At 71.4% G+C, this 16,854-nt stretch carries 15 protein-coding genes and 1 pseudogene; 4 read left to right on the top strand and 12 right to left on the bottom strand.

Translation table 11 applies throughout. The annotated features are described in order from the left end of the window. Window position 1 precedes the first annotated feature (1 nt). The 10 genes from OHU89_RS17035 to OHU89_RS16990 form a co-directional block, all read right to left on the bottom strand. Window positions 2-568, bottom strand: a complete 567-nt coding sequence (locus OHU89_RS17035) for a hypothetical protein (protein WP_405643857.1) — start codon at window positions 566-568, stop codon at window positions 2-4. Beyond that, window positions 549-1,337 (bottom strand): FkbM family methyltransferase, encoded by a 789-nt coding sequence (locus OHU89_RS17030; RefSeq protein ID WP_266892871.1) that lies wholly within the window; start codon window positions 1,335-1,337, stop codon window positions 549-551. The genes OHU89_RS17035 and OHU89_RS17030 overlap by 20 nt, the downstream gene beginning before the upstream one ends. Continuing rightward, window positions 1,334-1,543: a Trm112 family protein gene (locus OHU89_RS17025; protein WP_266892872.1), complete on the bottom strand. Its 210-nt coding sequence runs from the start codon at window positions 1,541-1,543 to the stop codon at window positions 1,334-1,336. The genes OHU89_RS17030 and OHU89_RS17025 overlap by 4 nt, the downstream gene beginning before the upstream one ends. After that, the gene (locus tag OHU89_RS17020) at window positions 1,540-2,448 is read right to left on the bottom strand and encodes a hypothetical protein (RefSeq protein WP_405654525.1); all 909 of its coding nucleotides are present in this window, start codon (window positions 2,446-2,448) and stop codon (window positions 1,540-1,542) included. Before OHU89_RS17020 ends, OHU89_RS17025 begins: the two co-directional genes overlap by 4 nt. Window positions 2,449-2,471: 23 nt before the next feature. Next, window positions 2,472-3,227, bottom strand: a complete 756-nt coding sequence (locus OHU89_RS17015) for a class I SAM-dependent methyltransferase (RefSeq protein WP_405643854.1) — start codon at window positions 3,225-3,227, stop codon at window positions 2,472-2,474. After that, a complete protein-coding gene (locus tag OHU89_RS17010) occupies window positions 3,224-4,570 on the bottom strand; it encodes a condensation protein (protein WP_405643852.1) in 1,347 nt (448 codons plus the stop codon). The genes OHU89_RS17015 and OHU89_RS17010 overlap by 4 nt, the downstream gene beginning before the upstream one ends. Beyond that, entirely contained in the window at window positions 4,567-8,769 is a 4,203-nt protein-coding gene (locus tag OHU89_RS17005; protein WP_405654523.1) for an alpha-(1->3)-arabinofuranosyltransferase family protein, read from the bottom strand. The genes OHU89_RS17010 and OHU89_RS17005 overlap by 4 nt, the downstream gene beginning before the upstream one ends. Next, complete coding sequence (locus OHU89_RS17000; RefSeq protein ID WP_266892878.1) at window positions 8,766-9,491, bottom strand: bifunctional 2-polyprenyl-6-hydroxyphenol methylase/3-demethylubiquinol 3-O-methyltransferase UbiG; 726 nt, start codon at window positions 9,489-9,491, stop codon at window positions 8,766-8,768. The genes OHU89_RS17005 and OHU89_RS17000 overlap by 4 nt, the downstream gene beginning before the upstream one ends. A gap of 91 nt (window positions 9,492-9,582) precedes the next feature. Next, window positions 9,583-10,749, bottom strand: a complete 1,167-nt coding sequence (locus OHU89_RS16995; protein ID WP_405643850.1) for a glycosyltransferase family 4 protein — start codon at window positions 10,747-10,749, stop codon at window positions 9,583-9,585. A 199-nt stretch (window positions 10,750-10,948) separates the two neighbouring features. Next, window positions 10,949-11,926 (bottom strand): DUF3068 domain-containing protein, encoded by a 978-nt coding sequence (locus tag OHU89_RS16990; RefSeq protein WP_405643848.1) that lies wholly within the window; start codon window positions 11,924-11,926, stop codon window positions 10,949-10,951. Between the two features lie 173 nt (window positions 11,927-12,099). Between OHU89_RS16990 and OHU89_RS16985 the strand changes: the two genes are divergently transcribed. Then, a complete protein-coding gene (locus OHU89_RS16985) occupies window positions 12,100-12,252 on the top strand; it encodes a hypothetical protein (RefSeq protein ID WP_199924585.1) in 153 nt (50 codons plus the stop codon). 12 nt (window positions 12,253-12,264) lie between these two features. After that, window positions 12,265-13,482, top strand: a complete 1,218-nt coding sequence (locus OHU89_RS16980; RefSeq protein ID WP_405654521.1) for a helix-turn-helix domain-containing protein — start codon at window positions 12,265-12,267, stop codon at window positions 13,480-13,482. Here OHU89_RS16980 and OHU89_RS16975 read toward each other — a convergent pair. Continuing rightward, complete coding sequence (locus OHU89_RS16975) at window positions 13,479-14,780, bottom strand: TerD family protein (protein WP_405643846.1); 1,302 nt, start codon at window positions 14,778-14,780, stop codon at window positions 13,479-13,481. The genes OHU89_RS16980 and OHU89_RS16975 overlap by 4 nt on opposite strands. Before the next feature lie 59 nt (window positions 14,781-14,839). Beyond that, window positions 14,840-14,968, bottom strand: a pseudogene (locus OHU89_RS16970) (TerD family protein); the annotation flags it as partial. Window positions 14,969-15,185: 217 nt separating this feature from the next. Between OHU89_RS16970 and OHU89_RS16965 the strand changes: the two are divergent. Together OHU89_RS16965 and OHU89_RS16960 are read left to right on the top strand one after the other, a co-directional pair. Continuing rightward, window positions 15,186-15,959: an IclR family transcriptional regulator gene (locus OHU89_RS16965; protein ID WP_405643845.1), complete on the top strand. Its 774-nt coding sequence runs from the start codon at window positions 15,186-15,188 to the stop codon at window positions 15,957-15,959. Then, the gene (locus tag OHU89_RS16960; protein ID WP_405643842.1) at window positions 15,956-16,813 is read left to right on the top strand and encodes an SMP-30/gluconolactonase/LRE family protein; all 858 of its coding nucleotides are present in this window, start codon (window positions 15,956-15,958) and stop codon (window positions 16,811-16,813) included. The genes OHU89_RS16965 and OHU89_RS16960 overlap by 4 nt, the downstream gene beginning before the upstream one ends. Window positions 16,814-16,854: the final 41 nt, after the last annotated feature.

The raw sequence follows: 16,854 nt of genomic DNA, 5'->3' as shown, positions 1-16,854 counted from the left end.
GCTAGCGCCTGACCTCCGTGCGTTGCAGCAAGCCCCATGTGAACTCCGCCGCGCACTCACGTCGTACGCCGTCCCGGTCCGGGGCCGTGAACGCCAGGCCCCAGCGGGTCGGGGCCGTGCCCTCCAGTGGGCGGGCCGGGGCAAAGGCGCGTGCCGCCTCGTCGACCGTGCAGGACCACGGGGTGAGGTCTTCCAGGGTCCGTAGCTCCGGTGCAGGCGCCCCCGGCCCCCGGACCAGCCACTCGTTCCACACCGCGCCGTTCGGTGCCAGCAGTACCTCGAAGCGCAGGTCCGGCCAGAGGGGCAGGGGCCACAGCCAGGCCTCGCAGTCCAGGTCGCCGACCTTGCGGGTGAGTACCGTCTGCGGGGTTCCCAGGACCGAGCGGTAGCGGGACGCGGCGGCACGGGCGCGGGGGGAGCGGATCATCGCCTGCCAGCGTTTGTTCGCCTCGCGCATGTCGGCCAGGGAGGCGCCCAGTTCGCGGCGGGCGTCCTCGACGAGGTCCGGGTTGTGGTCGGCCATGCGACGGAGCAGTACCAGCTGGAAATCAAGGGACATGTGATCCATCGTGGCCCACCGGGCGGCGGGCGTCGGGCAGGAAGAGCACCGAATTGACGTACCGGGGGCCCCGCAGGGGCAGGACGCGGCGGAGCAGGCCGTGGGTGACGACGTAGGAGGCCTCCGCCTGGTGGGCCTCCAACGGGAAGGCGCTCAGCCGCACCCAGTCGCGGCCCGGCAGCACCCAGCCCTCGTAGCCGAGCAGGGACAGATACGTCACCACGGGGGCGATCGGCTGGATACGGGACTCCAGCTCGATGAAGAGGGCCGGGCGGTCGCGTGCCAGGATGCCGGTCGCGCCGCGGAGGACCGCGAGCTCGCTGCCGTCGACGTCGACCTTGACGAAACCGACGTCCTCGAGGCCGAGTTCGTCGAGGGTGACGCAGCCGACCGAGAGGGCCTGGGCGTGGATGTCGCGGCGGACCAGGGAAGAAACGCCCCGGTCGCCCGCGTCGCGCGCCGGCAGCCACAGGCGGGCCTGGCCGGGGCGTTCGGCGGCGGCGGCCTGGACGACGCGGACGTTGGGCGGGGCGGTCGCCGCGAGAAGCCGGGCCAGGTGGGGCACGGGTTCCACGGTCACCACCCGGCGCGCCCGCCTCGACAGACGGCGCGTCCACGGGCCGTACCAGCCGCCGACGTCCACGGCGGTGCCGCAGCCGGCCGGGCACAGCTCGCCGAGTCGCGCCAACTCCGGTTCGAAGCGCGGGTACACGGCCCGGGCGACGGCGGCGACCAGCCGGGTGGGCAGCAGTGGGGCGACCTTCGCGGCCAGGGTCATGGGCTCATCCGCTTGAGCAGTTCCTCGTGTTCGTCGTCCGAGACCTGCTCCCCGGACGACGGCAGCAGCTGCGGGATGCCGTCCACCACCGGGTAACGGCGGTGCAGGCGCGGGTTGTAGAGGACCTCGTCCGGTACGACGAGGTGCAGCGGACCCTTGTCGAGCGGGCACGCCAGTATCTGGAGCAGCGGGTCGTCGGGTTTCATGGGGGTGTCAACTCCTTGGCGCCGATGGGGGGTTGGGCGGCGCTCTGGTCGTGTTTGGGCATGGACAGCAGTACGGAGACGGCGAGCGCGGTGCCGGCCAGCCGCAGCGCGAGCCGCAGCGGGTCGTGCGGCAGCGCCTCGCCGAACGACAGGGTGCCGAGCACCGCCGTGAACAGACAGGTCACCGTCGTGCACACCGGGACGATCAGTGAGGCCCGGCAGCGTTGCAGCGCGGCCTGCGACATGACGAGCCCGAACGCGCCGGTGAAGAGGAGAAGATACGGATAGGGGGAGCGGAGGAGGTCGATGACCGCTCCTCCGAGGCCGCTCGAGGTCAGATAGCTCGACACGCCCTTGATCGCGAGCGAGCTCACGCCGTACAGCAGACCCACCGCCACGCCGTACTCGACGCCGGTCGTCGGCATCCGGTGGCGATGGCGGGCGCGGCGCTCGGCGGACCCGTACAGCCACACGCCCGCCGCCAGCGACGGCACGCACACCAGCAGGATCAGCGGGTACGGGGCGGCCTGACTGACGGTGTCCGCGCGCTCGTCCAGCGACAGGACGACCATCAGCAGTGCGGCGAGGATCGCCCCGAGGGCGTACCGCTCGCGCCCGGTCGTCTCCTCGCCCAGCAGCCGCGCCGACAGCAGGACCAGCAGGACGAGACCGGAGACGAAGATGCCCTGCGCGGCGGCGATCGGCAAGGTGCGGTAGACGATCAGCTGTGCGCCGAACCCGGCGAACAGCGCGAGCGAACCCCCGATCCACAGCGGGCTGCCGAGCACCAGCCGCAGCAGCCGGGCGGGTTGCCGGATCGACACCTCGGGCAGGGAGCTGAGCGCCCGTTTCTCCAGGACGAAACCGATGCTGTACAGGGTGTTCGCCACCAGGGCCGCCGCCACTCCCCACCACATGGACAGGCCCCCTAGGTCTTCCGCGCGTGCAACAGCAGGATCGAGGCGAGGGACGGTCTGCGGCACGCCAGCCGGTCGAGCGGCCGCATGGGACGCGGTACGCCGTGGAAGGGCGCCCCTTCCAGTCGTACGAGCGTGAAGCCGGCCGCGGCGACGAACTCCCGCAGCGCACGGGCGGTGTAGAGCCGCAGGTGCCCCACCACCTCCCGGCCCGGGCGGCCGTGGATGGCACGCAGGCTGACCTCGGAGAACACCGGCTGCACCCCGGCCAGCAGCAGGGCACGGTTGTACCAGGCGGCCAGGTTCGGGGTGGACAGCATGAGATGGCCTCCCGGGCGCAGGACCCGTCGGATCTCGTCCAATGCCGAGTCCGGGTCGACGAGATGCTCGATGACCTCGCTGAACAGCACGGCGTCGACGGACTCGGTGCCAAACGGCAGCCCGCCGTCGCCGAGTTCACCGCGGACCGTGTACGGCAGCCGGGTGCGGGCGCGGCGCAGGGCGTCCTGGGACCAGTCGACGCCGACGAGACGGTGACCGGGGAGCAGGGGGGCGGCGACCGCGGCGGCGGTGCCGTCGCCGCAGCCGATGTCGAGGACGGTGTGCGCGCGCTCCTCCGTCAGGGCCTCGGCCAGCATGCGGGCCTGGCGGAGGCTGCGCGGGGTGCCGGAGGCGACGGGGACGGCGGGGTCCTCGTAGAAGTCGCGCAGCTCGGGCGGCTTGGCGGGGGCGGTCCGCGAGGTCTGGGAGGTCTGGGCGGTCGTCATCGCTGGTCCACGTCCGTCGTGTGCAGATAGTGCTCGAACAGGTCCCGCAGATGGGCGCCGTCGCCGTGGCTGAGCAGGGCGCGCGACCAGCGCAGGGCGAGGTGGAGACGGCCGGCGGTGGAGGCGGTCGTGACCGTGAGGCCGCGGGGCATCCGGGCGGGCGCCGAGAACCACACGGCGTGCGCCCGGCCCGCCTCCTCGCCGAAGTCCAGGGGGTACGGGATGCGGCCGATGTTGCTGAGGAGCGTGGTGGACGTCCAGGGCCCGGCCGCTCTGCGCAGGCCCCGGGTGAGGGCGGCCCGCCAGGCCACGGGGGTGACCGGGGCGGTGAGCAGGGTGGCGCCGCGGCCGAGTTGGGGGCGCGGGAGGGACTTGAGGGCGCGGGTCCGGGTCGCTGTGCGCTCCAGCAGGCCGGGCAGGTCGGTGGTCGTCAACTCGTCTGGTGAGAAGGGGACTTCGACGAGCCGCGTGCCGTTGCCGATCGGCATGCTCGTGTCGCGGGGGCGGTCGTCCACGGGCATGGTGATGCGCAGGGGGCGGGGAGCGGCGCCGTGTTCGCGGTTCCAGTGGGCGATGGTGAGGGCGGTGGCGACCATGAGCTGGTCGTTCACGGTGTAGGGGGAGCCCTTGGGGCGGTGCGGGAGGGGGAGTTCGGTGACGAGCATGCCGTTGCCGGGGGACGGTTCGGGGGCGCCGGGTGCCACGCGTGCGGGCGGAGACCAGTTGGAGGGGGTGTCCGCGGGGTCCTGCCGGACCTCGGTGGTGCGGACGGGAGGTGCGGCGGGGCTGTTGTCGCGGCCGCCGTAGAGCTCGGCGGCGGTGGCGAGGACGCGGAGGCAGGCGGGGCCGTCCAGGGCGGTGTGGTTGATGGTGAGGAAGAGGACGGTGGAGTCGCTCAGCCGGGAACTCGGCCGCTCGGCCTGCGTCCTCCCCCATCCCACGACGTCCGTCGCCTCGCTTCCCTCCGCTCGTCCCGCCCCCTCCACCACCTCCAGCCGGATCGGCGGCGAGTCCGTCAGCGGCGGCGCCGTCGTCAGCGCCCGGGTCCGTGCGTCGCGCAACGCGTCCCTCCCCGGAGCGGGGAAGGTGACCACCTCCACGTCCGGGCGCTCGGTCAGCTCCCACTCGTACCGGCGCCGGTACCACGTCCCGCTCGCCTCCCTCATCAGGATCCGCGGATGCCGCAGCAGCGCGTCATGGAACGCTTTTCGCAGCCCCGCCGGGTCAAGACGCCCCGGCAGATGGACCTCGATGTGGACCGTCTCCGGCTCCTCCTCCTGGAGGCAGTGCCGGGAGACCTCGTCCACGACCGGGAACGGGATGCGCGCGGGTGCGGTGGTCATGCGGGTTCGCCCCCTTCGACTTTGGGCAGCTGTCGCGTCGGCGCCTCCGACTCGGGTGGCGTCCCCTCCGCCGTGGGCTCCCGCACGCTCACCACCGCCGCGAACAGCCCGATCAGCGCCAGCAGTTGGGCCGTATGACCGAAGGCCCCGTGCCCTGCCGCCACCGGCTCGCCCGCCCCGGTCGCGGCCGCGATCCCCGCCCCGGCCAGCGCCACGAACGCGATCGGTACGAGCCACTCGTGCCGCCGGTGCGCCAGCAGCGCGAGTGCCGGCACCAGCAGGGCGAACCACCCGGCGATCAGCACCCCCACCACCGTGAGCGCGACCGTGCCCAGCCAGAGACCCGGCGGCGGCGGAAGGACCTGCGGCTCGTCGGGGTTGGGCGAGCGCCGGCGCCACAGCACCAGGCCCACCAGGGCCAGCAGCGCCACACCGCTGGCGATCAGCGCCGCGTCGTAGGTCGTCGCCGGCTCGTACGACAGCTTGACGTCGCCGCCCGCCCCGGCCGGGATCCGCCAGGCCTGCTGCCAGCCGTCGAGCCGTACCGACGACAGTTCCTTGCCGCCCAGCGTGGCCTTCCAGCCGTCGTTGTAGTTCTCGTACGTCGTCAGATACATGGCCGCACCGGAGCCGACGCTCACCTCGCGGCGGTCGCCCAGCCAGTCCCGGATCCGAAGGTCACGTCCGGTGGAGGTGGGTTCCGCGACCGTCCCGCGGGTCAGGGTGACGTCGGTCAGCGTCAGAGGCCCGGCGTCCCCAGCCTCTACCTGGTGCGTACCGGAGCCGAGGTCCAACTCGGCGTCGGAGCGCCCCTCTTGGCAGAGAGTCACCTCGACGGGGCGGCGCTGGGTGAGGTCTCCCACCGTCCCCTTCACCCTGGTCTGGTAGAGCTCGCGGTCCACGGACACCACCGGCCCCTCGCCGCACGGCAGCGAGAACTCCCGGTCGCTGCCCGGCTGGGGCGTGCGATAGGAGGCGTCGGGCGTCTCGAGTGAGGGGATGTAGGCCTCGGTCAGGCCCACCGGCAGTCGCAGATCCTCGTCGACCACCGGGTTGTAGAGGGTCAGCGGTGCCGTCTGGGTGATGGTGATGTCGAGGCGGTCGGTGGTGATCGCCGGGAAGCGGACCCAGCCGTTCTCGTCGACGCCGGCGATGGTCGCGCCGTCCGGGGAGCTGATGTTGACCTCGGTCGGACGCGTGGACAGGCCGCCCGCGGGGGCCAACACCAGTTCGCTGACGGGCTGTTTGCCGCCCCAGCGCAGATGGACCGTCGGCCGGTCGCCCGCGATCCACGCCGTCGTCAGGTCGCCGTCGGTGAGGTTGCGCGCGGACAGACCGACGCCGAGGGCCGCCGTGGAGTCGGCGGTGGCGATCACGCGGTGGTCCTGGCCTTCGGGCGCGATCTCGTAGAGCAGCCGGTCGAGTTGCTCGCCCGGCACCGGGACCGCGTTCGCCCGGATCGAGTACGTCCCTCCGGTGGCCGTCGAGAAGCGCCGGTGCAGGCCCGCCTCCATGCCCGTGGCGGACAGGCCCGTGGGGTTGGCCGTGCGGTGCAGGGAGATCAGCTCGGCGCCGGCGTTCGTGTCCTCGGCGTCGGTCGGCAGCTTCAGCAGCCGGGTCACCTGGACGTCCGGCAGGGTGATCTCGGAGAAGCCGGCGCCCACCAGTCCGGTGCGCCGTTCCGCCGAGTCGAGGATCGTCAGCTTCATCCAACCGGTCGCTCCGGGCGGCGACTTGATGGTCTGGGTGCTGCCGTCGGAGCGCAGGATGGTGGTCTCGGACCCCTTCTCGGTCTCCACCCGCACCTTCGTCGCCGCCGACCGCACGCTGTCCTGCGGCAGCGGTGTCACCTTGAACGAGGACGGCATGTCGTACGCGTCGTCCGAGAACGCGATCCGCAGCCACTGTCCGTCCGCCGAGCCCAGCGCACCCTCCGCCCAGGCGGTGTCCGGGTTGCCGTCGAAGGCGTTGACCGGGTCGTACTGCGGCAGATGGAACAGCCAGTTGCCGTACGAGGACGCCGACACCGAGCGGGCGCCCCGCAGTTGGGCCACCGTCTGATGGTCGAGGCCCTTCGCCGGCAGGATCTGGTGCGGTTTCTCGCCCGGGTCCTCCGCCGCCTCGGGGGCGTTGCGTTCGTTGCTGGTGTACGTGTACGAGGTGTTGGCGTTGACCAGGCCGAACCGGGTGTCCGCGCGGCGCAGGCCGTCGCCGACCACCTGGAGCGGCGGGGTCCCGACGCCGGGGTGGTTGTCGCCGGTCAGCACGGTCGGCCGGCCGCGCAGCTCGGTCGCGAGCGGCAGCAGGGACTCGGGGCCGCCGGAGACGACGGCGGTGTCGGCGACCGGCAGCAGCCCGGCATGCCCGGGGCGCGGTATGTCCTCGGCGGGAGCGTAGATCTCCACCGCCCGCTGCCTCGGATACAGGCCCTCGACCGCGAGGGGGGCGTCCTGGATGATCCGGCCGCCGGTCATGACCGGGCCGAGGCCCTTCATGCGCCGGTAGCCGGACTCCTCCAGGGTCCGCTTCACCGTGGTCGTCGGCACATAGCCGATCTGGTCCGGGTCGAGGTCGTTGCGGACGACGACGTAGTGGATGCCGGAGCGGCTCAAGTAGTCGGCCAGGCCCGGGACTTCACCGCCGCTCATCAGGGCCTGCTCGACGGCGTCCATCGCGCGCCGGTTGCCGGCGGTGCCGAAGGGGACATAGTCGCGCTGCGCCCAGCGGGACTCGGCGACCACGTCGAGCGGCTGGTCGATGGTCGAGCCCCAGGTGTAGATGCCGTGCGCGGTCGCAGGGACGACCAGGGCGCGGGAGTCGGGCGAGGCGTCCTTCAGCCAAGCGGCCGTCGCCTTCCAGTACTTGGGGATCTCCTGGAAGGAACCCGGGTTGAGGATCGAGCCGTTGAGATACGGCCACATCAGACCGGGCAGGATCAGCACCGCCGCGATCAGCGGCGCGAACCGGCGCCCCCGTACAGGTCGGGCGCCCCGCGTCTCGGCCGCGACCCCCGCCAGATGGGCGAGGCCCAGGACCAGAGCCAGGGCCAGTCCCGTCTGGAACTTGTAGATGTTCCGGAACGGGACGAGCCCGCCGTTCAGCCAGTCCTGCACCACCCCGTGGAAGGGCGCCCCGAACGCGCCGCCGTACCCGGCGAGCAGGACCGGCACGACCACGATCACCGTGAGCGTCAGCCAGCGCCGCTCCGGCATGTCCCGCCGGGCAAGCCCCGCGAGGCCGAGGCCGGCCGCGAGCGTCGAGCAGACGATGACGACCACCGAGGCCGCCACGGTCCAGCCGGCCGGCAGCCAGGCCTCGCCGAAGTGCAGATACGCGACCCAGTTCCCGGCGCCGCGCAGCGCCTCGGTCGCCGCCATGGTCTCGGTCGTGGTCTGTGAACTCTCCACGTACGGAAGGAAGTTCTCGCCGTAGAAGCCGAGCAGCAGCAGCGGGATCCACCACCAGGCCGTCGCCAGCACCAGGCCCGGCACCCACCAGGCGATCAGCTTGCGCTGCCGTGGCCCGGGCGGGCGGGACAGGAGATAGAGGCCGACCGGGAGGAGGGACGCGAGGGTCGAGGCCGCGTTCACGCCGCCCATGAACGGGATGATCACCGCCGAGCGCAGGGCGGCTACCCGGGCGCTGTACCGCTCGTCGACCAGCGGCAGCAGCACCCACGGCAGGACGGCGCCGGGCAGCGCGGCCGCCGACGTCGAGCCGATGACGATGGTGAACACCGGCCACAGCGCATAGGCGACGGCGGCGAGCAGCCGTGAGGCGCCGCTGCCGATGCGCAGCCGCTCGGCCAGCCGCAGGGCGCCCCAGAAGGCGACCGACACGATGAGCGACATCCACAGCCGTTCGGCCAGCCACACCGGCAGCCGTACGGCGTCGGCCAGCCAGTAGAACGGCAGCATCGGCCACAGATAGCCGGTGTACTGGTCGGAGATCCCGCCGAAACCGCCCTGGTCCTGCCACAGCTGACCCAGGTCGGAGAAGAACCGGCTCGGGTCGACGGTGACCCCGAGCTTGGTGTCGAAGGTCTGCCGCCCCGGGTGCACCGCCAGGAACAGCACGAACACCACGGCCCAGAACCCCAGCAGCCAGCGCCGCGACCGCGGGCCCTCCGGCGGGCCCGCCATACGCGCGGTGGAGGGTACGGCCGCCGGGGGAGGGGCCTGGACCGTGGACGTCGTCATCGTGGACACCGCCGGAGGATGAGGAGGAGGTTCCAGGTGGCGACCTCGCGGATACCCGGCGCCTTGACGACGGTCTCCGCGAGGAACGGCCAGTAGCGGGAGCGCGCCGAGACCACCCGCACGTCGTCGCGGGCGCGCACCTGCCGCAGGGTCGGGCCGATGTGCACGGCGAACAGGTTCTCGCCGAGGGTGTGCTTGGCGGCCTTTCCGGTACGGCGCCGGTAGCGGGCCCGGGCCCGCTCGGCACCCAGGTAGTGCCAGGGCGCCCACTCGTGGCCGCCCCACGGGGACAGCCAGTTGGTGAACGACAGATAGATCAGCCCACCGGGCCGCGTGACCCGTACGAGCTCACTGACGAAGGTCTGCGGATCGGCGACATGCTCCAGCACGTTGGAGGAGAAGGTGACGTCCGCGACCCCGTCGTACAGCGGCAACAGGTATCCGTCGGCGATCACGGCCCCGTCGGTCGGCTTGGGGCCGAGTTCGGTTACGTCGGGTTCGAAGAGGTACGCGTGCGCACCCCGTCTGCGGAACTCCTCGGTGAAGCACCCGCTGCCGCCCCCGACATCCACGACCGTACGGCCGGCGACGGGACCGTCGTAGGCCTCGACTTGATCGACGGAGTCGCGGGCGAGGAGTGAGTAGCAGGCGTCGGGGTCGTCCTGCTCGTGGAGGAAAGCTCGGAAAAGGGTGACGGATCGTCGAAACGAAGGGTCCTTCATGCCGCCAGAGGGGCGCGGGGCTGTGTCTGATTTGCGGCTACCGCCGCGTGTGCGTGACAAGCCACGACGCGCCCCCAGCCGCGAACCGGCATCACCACGACGGCGCATGGCCGGCCTCCCCCCTCACCGCCTCGGCGGCGACCGCACGGAACTGTCTCACCGTCCGATCCCAGCGATAACGCGCCGCATGATCTCGGGCCGTCTTGCCCATCAGTTCACGGCGATGACCCGACAGGGCCAACGTGCACCAGGCCGCCGCGAACGTGGACTCGCCGTGCGCCAGCACACCCGTCTCCCCGTCCACGACGGAATCCCGCAGGCCGGGTACGTCGAAGGCGATCGTCGGCGTCTCACGAGCCGCGGCCTCCGTGACGACCAGACCCCAGCCCTCGACCGCGGACGGATGCAGCAGCAGCCACGCCGCACAGAGCAGCCGGTGCTTCTCCGCCTCGGACACATGGCCGGTGAACTCCACACCGGGACCGGCGAGTTGCTCGAGACGCTCCCGTTCGGGACCGTCGCCGACGATCAGCAGCCGGCCGCCGGTCACGGGCCGTACCCGCTCCCACAGCCGCAGCAGCAGGTCGATGCGCTTGTACTCGACGAGCCGGCCGACCGCCACGAACAGCGGCTCGGGGGAGCGGTCCGCGCGCGGACCCGGCTCCTCCACTCCGTTGTGCACGACACGGATACGGTCCCGCTCGACGCCGATCCCGCGCAGTGCGTGGGCCGTCGAGGGGGACACGGCCACCAGCAGACTCCGGTGCTGCGCACCGGTCAGCGCCCAGTGCTCGAGTCTTCGGCCGAGGCGCGCGGCGGGGGCCATCGGCCCGCCGAACCGCATCTTCCACAGATCGGTGTGCACATGGTTGACCAGGCACAGCGTAGGACCGCGGTGCCAGACGGGCGCGAAGTACGGCATCCCGTTGCAGACCTCGACCAGCAGATCGCAGTCGCCGACCTGGCGGGAGAAGGCCGAACGGGCACGGAGGAAGTGACCGAGTTCGCCGCCCGCGGAGACGACCCGGTAGTCGCGGTACGACGCGGGACCGCCGCACAGCAGGGTGACCTGGTGGCCGAGCCCGGTGAGGCCGTCGGCGAGCCGGTCGACCAGGAGCTCGGAGCCCCCGGCGGCCGGGTTGTCCAGATCACGATGGGCAAGGAAAACGATTCGGCGCGGGGGTGGGGGGAGCGCCGAGGGGTGCTGCGACGCCCGGGGCGAGGCGGCGTGCAGCGAGGGTGGTACGTGCTGGGGCATGTGCGCTCCAACTCGTCTCAGGGTGCGGAACTTTGAGCGTGGGGGAGAGCTTTACGTTCCTGTGGGGGGTTTGAGTGCTTGCTGCGAGGGTCATGTGGGTGGGCTGTGCTCGGGTGGGGGTGGACAGTTTTCGCCCACCCGTTCGCCGTGGCTACTCACCCAGGTGACAATTTCCGGCCTTATTAGAGCTGACGTCCAGTCACATCGTGAGCGGGGAATCGGGCGTATCGGATGAACCGGGATGCCGCCTCCCGCGTACCACCAAAACGGAACCGGCCACCACCAGGACGAACCCCAGCACAGCCGCACCGATCGGCACCGTCTCACCGATCGCCTTCAGCTGACCGCTGTCCTGCTCGGCCTTCTTCACCGCGTCCTTCTGCGTCGCGGTCGTGAAGGCGATCTTCTCGCTGTCCAGCAGCACCACCGCGTCCTTCTTGGCGCCCGGCGCCCGCAGGGTCCGCTTCGGGCCGGTCTGCGCGTAGATCACGCGGCCGGTGCGCTGGTCGACGACCAGCTCGAACCCGTGGTTGGAGTACCACTCCTCGGCCAGCACCTGCGGGCTGTCCGGCCGGCCGACGAGGCTGCCCGGCACCATCCGGGTGCCGACCTTCGTCGGGGCGACCGTGCCGGTGAACCGGTAACCCGTGTACCCCTGGACCTTCCTGGTATCCCGGTAGGTCAGCACGATGGTGTTGCCGAGGGTGTTGTCCCACCACTGGTAGGCGCGTTTCTGCACGTCGAAGGGGAACTTCAGATACGCCTCGCCCTCGATGTACGGCTTCTCGCCGCAGCAGTGGACGGGCTTGGTGGTCCTGCGGTCCATGACCCAGCGGTGCGGTGTGAAGTCCAGCGCGTCGTGCGGATCCGCGGCCGGCAGGGTCTTGTCGGTGTCGACCGTGGTCGTCACGTCCCAGACCGCGTCACCGCTGCGCTCGCTGTCCTCGACGTTGCCGCGCACCTGCTGGGTGACGGTGATCGTCTGGCCGTCCACGGTCTCGACCTTGTCGGTGTCGAAGACGCTGCCGGTGCCCTTGTAGACGGCGGTCTGGTCGATGTCGATCGGGTTCACCGCGGCCCGTGGGGTCACGTACCACGCCAGCATGGGCGCCAGGACCAGCAGAAACGTGCCAAGTCCCAGCAGAATCAGGGAGAAAGGAGAGGCTGTACGGCGCATCCGGGTACTCCTGGGGCGTGAGGGTACGGAGTTCGGGCCGCTCTATGGGCCGGGAACCGTAGGCCGCCCTTGACGGAGTGTCAATGTCTTGTCGACACTGGGGCGGACAGACAGGGTGGAACGCCGGGGTGGGGACAACCGCCGGAAAGAGCCACTGAAAGGCTGACCCTGCGATGTCCAGACTGCTCGCCGCCGCACTCACCGTCGTGGCCGCCGCCGCGCTCGCCGTGGGGGCCGCGTTCGGCATCGTCGCGCTGCTCGAAGCGACGCCCGACCAGCCGAACACGCCCTTGATCACGTACGAGCAAGCAGGCCAGGGGAGTTGAGCCGTGACGGCGGTGACTTCCCGGTCGGCCTGGCTCGATGTACCCCGGCTCCAGGTGCGCCGGTTCGCGGAGATCGCGATGGCGGAGGCACCGGCGCTCGCCGAGGAGATCCTGCGCGAGATCCGCCGCGAGTACCCCCATCTGCCCGTCGTCCTCGACGAGTCGGGCGAGCCGATGGCCCTCGTCGGCATCCGCCGCGCCATCGAGGTCTTCGTCCAGCACCTGGAGACCGCCGAGGGCCGCCCGTCGGTCCCTCCGGGTGTCTTCCAGGAGTTCGGCCGGGGCGAGGGACTGAACGGCCGCAGCCTGGACTCCCTCCAGGCCATCTACCGCATGGGCGTACGTCTGGCCTGGCGCCGTTTCGCCGAGATCGGCCAGCGCGTCGAGATCCCGCCGCCGGCGATGTACGAACTCGTCGACGCGGGTTACGAGTACCTCGACGGCCTCGTCGACCAGTCGGTCCGCGGCTACGCCGAGGCGGCGGCCCGCCAGGCGGGCGAACGGCTCAGGCTCCAACGCCGCCTGATGGAACTCCTGTTGGTCGAACGCCACCGGCACGGTGATCCCGCCGAGGCCCTCACGGAACGCGCCGCCCGTATCGGCTGGCCGCTCCCCGAGAGAGTCGCCGTCGGCGTCCTGCTGCGCCCGGCACGGGAGGCGGTACCACCCGCGGTCGGCCAGGGGGTGCTCCTGGACATGGAGTACGAACTGCCCCGCATGGTCGTCCCCGAACCGGACGCGGCGGGTCGCCCCGAACTCCTCCACCGCGCCCTGACCGGCTGGTCCGGCGCGATAGGACCCCCCGTCCCGCTGGCCGACGCGGCGAAGTCGCTGCGCTGGGCCGAGGCCGCCGTACGCCTGATGGAACGCCGTCTGCTGCCGTCGGGCGAGGTCCTGCACTGCACGGAGCACACGGAGGCGCTGGTGCTCCTGCAGCCGGAGGAACTGATCGACGACCTCGCGCTGCGCTGCCTGGCCCCCCTGGCCCACTGCGGCCCCACCCACGGCCGCCGGCTCGCCGAGACGTTACTGGCCTGGCTGGAGACCCGTGGCGGCGCCCCGGAGGTGGCCGCCCGGCTGGGCGTCCACCCCCAGACGGTCCGCTACCGCCTCCGTCAGATCCGTGAGCTCTGGGGCGCGGAGATCGACGACCCGGACCGGCGCTTCGAGCTGGAACTGGTGCTCAGGGCGCAGCGGTTGAGGGGGGTGCTGGGGGAGTCGCCCGGCTAGGAGTCCGACCGTCGCTTGAACTCCACCGGGCCCGCGTTCATCTCGATCGTGCCGTCCGGGTGCAGCACCGGCCGACGTTCGTTCATGCGGCCGCTGTAGGACTCGATGTGCTGGATCGCCGCGCCGTCGGCGGTGGTGAAGTCGACCAGGGCGATGGCCACCCAGTAGCGGGTCTTGGTGTTCTCGTACAGCGGCACGGTGATGTTGGAGCCGCGCCCGTCGTCGACCACGACCTGCGCACCGAAGCTCTTGAAGGAACCGAACCCGTTGCTGACGGCCGAGTACGCGCACAGCAGGACGTACCCCTGCTCCTCGGGCCGCACGATACGGATCGTCTCCCGGCCGGGGACACGGGCGTCCCCGTCGAGCTGGATGTAAGGCGCCTGCTGCAACGAGCCGAGGTTCTTGTAGTAGACGACGTCGCCGCCCTTGCCCTTTTTCTCCCCGCGCCCAGTCTTGATGATCGTGCCCGGTGCCTGTGACCCGCGCTGGGCCTGAGCGGCGGGCACGAACAGGGCGTACAGATCGAGGTCGGCACCCCGGCGACGCCGCTCGTCACTGCCGCCGTCCCATTCCAGGGCCACGGTGACGACGAGCTCGCGGTCCGACTTGTCCAGACTGATCGAAACCTGGCCGCCCTTGTCCAGGCTGACCTTGCCGAGCGGGGGCTTGACGAGACTGGCCGGTGCCGGTGCCGGTGCCGGAGCTTGTGCGGGGGCCGGAGCCGGAGCTTGTGCGGGGGCCGGTGACTGTGCGGGAGTGGGAGGCGTCTCGGCCTCCGGCTCGGACACGTCGATCCCGAAGTCCGTGGCCAGCCCCGCCAGCCCCTCGGCGTACCCCTGCCCGATGGCCCGCAGCTTCCACCCGTCGCCCCGCCGGTACAGCTCCACGAGCAGGACCGCGCGCTCGCCGTCGGTCAGCGCGGGCGCACGGAAGACCACGGGATCACCTTCGGGCTGATGCGCCCGGACGGTGACCTCGTTGACCTCACGGAACGTACGGGCGGCGTTGTCGGGATCACAGCTGCCGACCAGCACGACCCGGTCCACGTCCGCGGGCAGCCCGGCCGGATCCACGACCACCCGCTCGGGCCCGGAACCATCGGCACCGACATGCCGCACGGCCCCGTCCTCACCCGAGGGCTGGTTGTAGAACACCAGATCCCCATCGGACCGCACCCGCCCGTCCGCCCCCACCAGCAGCGCACTCAGATCCACCGGATCACCCACGGTGTGCAACTCGGCGGTCAGCGGCCCGGAGCCCACCACGGTGTTCCCGCCCTTGAGAAGCTCAGGCACAGCGACTCCCCCCACCCTTCGACGTGACGTCACCCTGTCACATCGGATCGGGAAGGGAAGAGGGGGAAGCTGATCCGGTCCTCGTTGCCGTCCTCGGTGGGTGTCTTGTCCAGCAGGTGCACGCTTCCGTCGGCGGCCACCGGGTTGTTGTAGAAGTAGAAGTCGGCGTCGCTGCGGACCTTGCCGTTCGGGCCCACACCACGCAGTGTGACGTGTCACACACGAACACAGTAGTACCGGCACCTCGCACCCGTACGCTTCCTGCCGAAACGGGACGGTTGCGCGGCGCGTAGTCTGCAGGCCCATTGCCCAGGGAAACGCGGTATGGCTAGCCTGTGTTCGTTATTCCGATCGTCTGTTGAAATTTCGAACAGATGCCTAAGACGCAAAGGGAGGGGGCTGGACGTGGGACGTCTTGTACCTGCCGTGACCCGGGCTCTCGACATTCTGGAGCTCTTCCTCGACGGGGACGGCACGCTCTCCGCCCCCGACATAGTGCGCAAGCTGCAGCTGCCGCGCACCACCGTGCACGAGCTGGTGACCACGCTCGCCGCGCGGTCGTACATCGTCCCGGTGCCGGGTCAGCCGGGACGTTACCGGCTCGGGGTGCGGCCGTACCAGCTCGGCAGCCGGTATGCCGAGCAGCTCGACCTCGCCGCCGAGGGGCAGCAGGTCGCGCGGTCCGTCGCCGAGACCTGTGACGAGACGGTGCACGTGGCGATCCTGGAGGGCACCGACGTCATCTACATCGCCAAGGTGGACTCGACGCATGCGGTGCGGATGGTGTCCGCCGCCGGGCGCCGGCTCCCTGCCCATTGCACCTCCGTCGGCAAGATGCTGCTCGCCTCGCTCCCCGAGCCGGAGCTGAGCTCCCGCATCCCGGACTCCGTCGAGCTGATCCGGATGACTCCGAACAGCATCACCGAACCGGGCGCCCTGCGCGAGGCCCTCGCCCACATCCGCGAGCGCGGCCTCGCCGTGGAGAGCCGTGAGTCCAACCCGGACGTCTCCTGCGTGGCCGCCCCGGTCCGTGACCGCACCGGCCGGGTGGTGGCCGCGCTGTCCATCTCCGTGCCCATGATCCGCTGGAGCGACGAGCGCCGCGACGAGCTGGAGCAGCTCGCCGCGAAGGGTGCCGCCGAGCTGTCCGAGCGCCTCGGTCACCGGAGCGTGGGATGACCTCGAAGACGTACGACTACGAGGTGGCCGTCCGCGCCGAGGCGTCCCTCGGCGAGGGCCCCACCTGGGACCCGGCGCGGAACCACCTCGTCTGGCTCGACATCCTCGGCGCCCGGATCAACACCTACGACCCCGTCTCCGGCCACCGCACGGTCCGCGTCACCGACCAGCACATCGGCGCCGCCAAGCCGCGCACCGGTGGCGGGCTCGTCCTCAACCTGCGGGACGGCGTCGCCCTCCTGGACGCGGACGACTCCTTCCGCTGGCTGCACCACGAGCCGGTCCCCGGCCGCCGCGCCAACGACGCCGCCGTCGCCCCCGACGGTTCGCTGTGGGCGGGCACCATGCGCTACGACGAGGCGCCGGGCGGCGGCACCCTGTCCCGTCTCACCGGCGACGGCTCCTTCGAGACCGTCCTCGACGACGTCGCGGTCAGCAACGGCACCGGCTGGAGCCCCGACGGCCGCCGGATGTACTACATCGACTCACCGACCCGCCGCGTCGACGTCTTCGACTTCGAGGCCGGGCGCCCCGTGAACCGCCGCCCCCTCGTCGAGATCGAGGAGGGCGCCGGCTTCCCCGACGGCCTCACCGTCGACGCCGACGGCTGTGTGTGGGTGGCGCTGTGGGACGGGGGAGCGGTACGCCGCTATACGCCGGAGGGCGCGCTGGACCGGGTGATCACCCTCCCCACGCCGAGGGTGACAGCGTGCGCCTTCGGCGGCGCCGACCTGACCGACCTGTACATCACGACGGCGACGGTGGGCCTGGAGGCACCGCACCCGGTGGCGGGCTCGCTGCTGGTGGTGCCTGGCGCGGGAAAGGGTCTGGAGCAACCGATTTTCGCCGGGTGACTGTATGCCGAGCAGGGGCGCGGGGCTGTATCGATTTGCGG

The organism is Streptomyces sp. NBC_00019 (genome assembly GCF_045041015.1).
Taxonomy (GTDB): Bacteria; Actinomycetota; Actinomycetes; order Streptomycetales; family Streptomycetaceae; genus Streptomyces.
Note: the sequence above shows the minus strand (reverse complement) of the source record. Positions and strands in the feature narration are given on the sequence as shown.

Coding starts and splice junctions, on each gene's coding strand:
- OHU89_RS17035 (WP_405643857.1), bottom strand. CDS start 568: ATGGATCACATGTCCCTTGATTTCCAGCTGGTACTGCTCCGTCGCATG.
- OHU89_RS17030 (WP_266892871.1), bottom strand. CDS start 1,337: ATGACCCTGGCCGCGAAGGTCGCCCCACTGCTGCCCACCCGGCTGGTC.
- OHU89_RS17025 (WP_266892872.1), bottom strand. CDS start 1,543: ATGAAACCCGACGACCCGCTGCTCCAGATACTGGCGTGCCCGCTCGAC.
- OHU89_RS17015 (WP_405643854.1), bottom strand. CDS start 3,227: ATGACGACCGCCCAGACCTCCCAGACCTCGCGGACCGCCCCCGCCAAG.
- OHU89_RS17010 (WP_405643852.1), bottom strand. CDS start 4,570: ATGACCACCGCACCCGCGCGCATCCCGTTCCCGGTCGTGGACGAGGTC.
- OHU89_RS17005 (WP_405654523.1), bottom strand. CDS start 8,769: ATGACGACGTCCACGGTCCAGGCCCCTCCCCCGGCGGCCGTACCCTCC.
- OHU89_RS17000 (WP_266892878.1), bottom strand. CDS start 9,491: ATGAAGGACCCTTCGTTTCGACGATCCGTCACCCTTTTCCGAGCTTTC.
- OHU89_RS16995 (WP_405643850.1), bottom strand. CDS start 10,749: ATGCCCCAGCACGTACCACCCTCGCTGCACGCCGCCTCGCCCCGGGCG.
- OHU89_RS16990 (WP_405643848.1), bottom strand. CDS start 11,926: ATGCGCCGTACAGCCTCTCCTTTCTCCCTGATTCTGCTGGGACTTGGC.
- OHU89_RS16985 (WP_199924585.1), top strand. CDS start 12,100: ATGTCCAGACTGCTCGCCGCCGCACTCACCGTCGTGGCCGCCGCCGCG.
- OHU89_RS16960 (WP_405643842.1), top strand. CDS start 15,956: ATGACCTCGAAGACGTACGACTACGAGGTGGCCGTCCGCGCCGAGGCG.